This window comes from Trebonia sp., from assembly GCF_049794275.1.
Taxonomy (GTDB): domain Bacteria; phylum Actinomycetota; class Actinomycetes; order Streptosporangiales; family Streptosporangiaceae; genus Trebonia.
In genome coordinates, this window is the sequence record NZ_JBARCR010000422.1 from 1 (window position 1) to 3666 (window position 3666).

Genomic DNA, 3666 nt, shown 5'->3' on the forward strand with positions numbered 1-3666 from the left:
TGAGCAGAGCGGCCCGCGGCCAGGGCTGACAGTCCGCGGACCGGACGCCGAGCCACGCGGCCAGGGCGAGCAGGAACAATGCCAGCGCATCAAAGGTCGCGAAGGCGCCAAGGAACTGCGTTCCGGCGAGGGTGGCGAACAACCCGGTCGCGAGCAGGGCGGCGCGCCTCCCGTACAGCCTGGCGGTCGTGGCCCACAGCAGGCTGGTAACCCCGACCATGAAGCACAGCGACAGGACACGAGCGGCAACCAGGCCGCCGAGGCTGTCGGCGACAGCGCCGAGGGGCGGGTACAGGACGGGTGCGCCGGAGAAGTAGGCGGGGAAATCCGGGATCGGCGTGTGGTGCAGCCAGTGGGCCCATTCCAGGTGTCCGGCCCGCAGATACAGGGCCTCGTCCTGGAATGCCGTGTTGGCTCCCAGCAGACGAAGGGACAGAACGACCTGGACCGTGAGGACCACGAGCAGCGGCCGCCGCCCGACGGCCAGGCTGTGCCAGCCAGGACGGGTGACGGCCCCAGCGGCCGGCACCTGGCCGCGGGGGATAGCGCCGAGGCTAGCTGACTGGACCATTTGGCGTCAGCTCGTCACGTACGCCCAGCCGGAAGGAGACCTGGGCCTGCAGGCCGTCCTCGATCCGCCAGTCCTGGCGGTAGATCCCGCCACGCTGGGTCTTGTCGAACCACACCAGCCCGAGGGTCTTGTACGCGGCCATCCCGTGGAACAGGTCCTGGATCTTGGCGAACTGGCCGGCGTCCGGCCCGACGGCCGTCTCGGAAAGCAGCACCGGCTTGCTCGTGAAGGCTCGCACCTGGGAAATGGTCGTGCCGAACACGCTGGCGAACGTGTCGGAGCCGCGGTAGTAGTAGCCGTCGATGCCGACCCAGGTGACGTACTGCGCGCCGGGCCACCAGGAGGCGACCGGTCCGGTGCCGGGTTGATCTCCCTCGAGTGTCCATACCCAGGTGACGTTGTCGGCGCCCTGTGCGCGGAACACCGTGACCAGATGCCGCCACGCCGCCACGAAGGTCGCGGCGGGGACATGCCGGTACCCCCACGAGTACCACGAGGCGTTCATCTCGTGCCCGAAGCCGATGACAACGGCGTGACGGAAATTGCGGACGCTGTCGGCGTACGAACGCAGGTATTCGTCGTAGGTGCCGGCGGCAATCGCCGCTATCGAGGCGTCGGTGGGATCGATCTGCACGAACGGCACGACGCCGTGCTTGTGGATCATCTCCGCGAATGAGGTGTCGAACGGCTGGACCCAGCCGCTGTAATAGCCGAGGAGGTTCGGTTGTCTGCCTGCCATCTGAGCGAAGCTGGCGACCGGGCCGTAGCCAGGCGGTGCCCCGGTTTCGAAGATGCCCAGGTACGCGGCCAGCTCGGCAGGAAGAGCGGCGTGAGCGGGCGGCGATCCGCTTGGGCCGCTGCCCGCAAGCCGCAGGGCGGAGCCCGCACTGGCGACCGCGGCCAGCACCACGGCCAGGATCATGACCAGCCGGGATCTCATGCTCTGCCACCCCCTGGGAAAATGACGCGGCTTACCGTGGCGAGATTGAGCAGGCCGAAGAACAACAGCACCGCGAACTGCGGGGAGCCGAAGGTCGCCGTGCGCCACAGCGCCAGCGCCAGCCACAGCACGGCAATGCCGCCGCTCCACCATCGGACGCCGATGCGGAAGCGCCGCAGGGAGCTTCCCGGGGTGCGGGTCGGATGCCAGCTCATCGACTTCCCCCAGACACCATCCCAGATAGCGAACACGTGGGCCCAGCCGCGCGCGATGCCCAGTGGCCAGACCCACGGGGTGTAGCTGGAGCGGTGCCACAGCGGGTACAGCACGAAGCCGGTCAGCATGGCCGGGAGCAGGATGACGAAGTTCCGCAGCCTGACCTGGCTCGGAAGAAAGGCCAGCATGACGACGGGGATCATGGGCCCGAAAAAGGTGAGAAGGGCGGTGTAGGCGTAGTACAAGAACCCGGAGATGTAGCTGAGCCGGGCCGGAATCCGCATGGGTATCGACCACAGCCGCCAGGAGAATACGATGCCGACATTCCCCGAGCACCAGCGGTACTGCTGCCGCACGAACGCGTCGAGATTGTCCGGGCAGATCCCTGTCGACAGCAGAATCGGCAGGTAGGCAATGGACCAGCCGATTCTGCGCACATCGAGCCCGGTGTGCACGTCTTCGGCGTAGGGAATCAGCGTTGGGCCGCCGTAGGGTTCAAGCGCAGCTCGCCGGTAAACCGCGGACGTACCGCAGCACACGGCCGCGTCCAACCGGTTGCGGGCCACCTGGACCGCCCGGTAGAACACTTCCTGGATCGGCCCTGCTGCTTGTTCGATCCAGGTCTGCGCGGGGCTGCTCCGGAAATACTGTGGGGTCTGCACGATCGCGATCGCGGGATCGTCCAGGTAAGGAAGGGTCTCGGCGAGGAAGTCCCGCCGCGGAGCGAAATCCGCGTCCAGGATGACCAGGTATTCGGCATCGGTCCGGGAGAAGGCGTACCGCAGGTTGCCAGCCTTCTTGCCGGCGGGCCAGTCGGGTCGGTGGATATAGCGGAAGCCGAAGGACTCGGCCATCAAGCGGGCCTCACCGGACGGTCCGTCGTCAAGGACATAGGGCCGCGCACGGCCGGGGTATTCCTCGATGAGGTCTGCGACGGCAGTCCAGGTGTTGCGGAGCAGTTCGATCGGCTCGCCGCAGATGGGCAGGTAGATATCCACGTCGGGATAAGCGGGAGGGCACCAGGCCCGGATCCGCGCCTGATGAACGGCGAGGTCGAACCCGTGGCCGGTGAAATTCAGCGGCAGGCTTATCGCCTGGTAGACGACGTACGTGGCGGTGAAAAGCAGGAACGGCGCCAGCACCAGGTCGTGCAGTTCGAAGCTCAGCTGGCTTCCGATCAGGCAGCACGAGCCGATGAGGATCACGGTCGCCAGGTAGGGCAGGTTCCGCCGGATGTAGAGGTATTTCTCGTCGTCGTCCGGGGGATGCGGCGGCATCAGGCCACGTTGCTCGTACGGTTCGCCCGTGGCGGTAACCGGTTTCGCGACCATTCCGGTGACGGCGTCCATCTGCTTGCTCACGATCGCGGCTGGTATTGCCAGATCACCCAGGTCCCGGGTGTAGGTCCGGCCGGGCCAAGGCCGTAAGGCACTACCTCGATGGTGTGGTAGTGACGATTGCGGTGAATATCCGCCGCGAGGGCGTGGTCCAGCGAGGTCGTGTCGGTGAAGTTCAGCGCGATGAGGGAGAAGTAACCCTCCGAGATATAGAGAGCGAACGTCCCGGCGTTACCGGGACCGACGATGCCTGCCTTGTCGCTCGGGCCGCCCGTGGGAGCTCCCGACGGCAGGGTAATGTTCCGGGTGCTCGACCACCGCATCCACCGGCTGCCGGCGGGCAGATAGTACTCCGCGATCGACGGGTCCTCGACCAGCAGCTGCCCGGTGCTGTTGTCCGCCAGCGGACGGAGTATCGCGATGAAAGCGGACGAATTAGGCCAGCTTGTCGAGAACACCCAGGACTGAGTGAAACCGAGCGTGACGGGGAAGGAAAGGGCGACGACGCAGGCCCCGCAGGTGATGGTCCGCTTGTTCCCTGCCGGCGCGGCCGCGACGAACCTGTCCACCGCGTAACCCGCGGCGATGGCCGCGAACCAGGC

The 3666-nt window shown here is 66.7% G+C and carries 4 protein-coding genes; all 4 read right to left on the reverse strand.

Features of this window, described 5'->3' with window-relative positions:
• Positions 1 to 571, reverse strand: a 571-nt coding sequence (locus tag WA805_RS11550) for a hypothetical protein (RefSeq protein WP_425240545.1), incomplete at its 3' end; no start/stop codon positions are given.
• Positions 555 to 1511 carry a glycoside hydrolase family 26 protein gene (locus WA805_RS11555; protein WP_425242335.1) on the reverse strand — a complete coding sequence of 319 codons (957 nt, stop codon included), beginning with the start codon at positions 1509 to 1511 and terminating at the stop codon, positions 555 to 557. The genes WA805_RS11550 and WA805_RS11555, both read right to left, overlap by 17 nt.
• Positions 1508 to 3088, reverse strand: a complete 1581-nt coding sequence (locus tag WA805_RS11560; RefSeq protein ID WP_425242336.1) for a glycosyltransferase family 2 protein — start codon at positions 3086 to 3088, stop codon at positions 1508 to 1510. Before WA805_RS11560 ends, WA805_RS11555 begins: the two co-directional genes overlap by 4 nt.
• On the reverse strand, positions 3085 to 3666 hold a 582-nt coding region (locus tag WA805_RS11565; protein ID WP_425242337.1), incomplete at its 5' end, for a hypothetical protein. The genes WA805_RS11565 and WA805_RS11560, both read right to left, overlap by 4 nt.

Excerpts from the sequence above, each read along its gene's own strand:
- WA805_RS11555 (WP_425242335.1), bottom strand. The coding sequence starts at position 1,511 with ATGAGATCCCGGCTGGTCATGATCCTGGCCGTGGTGCTGGCCGCGGTC.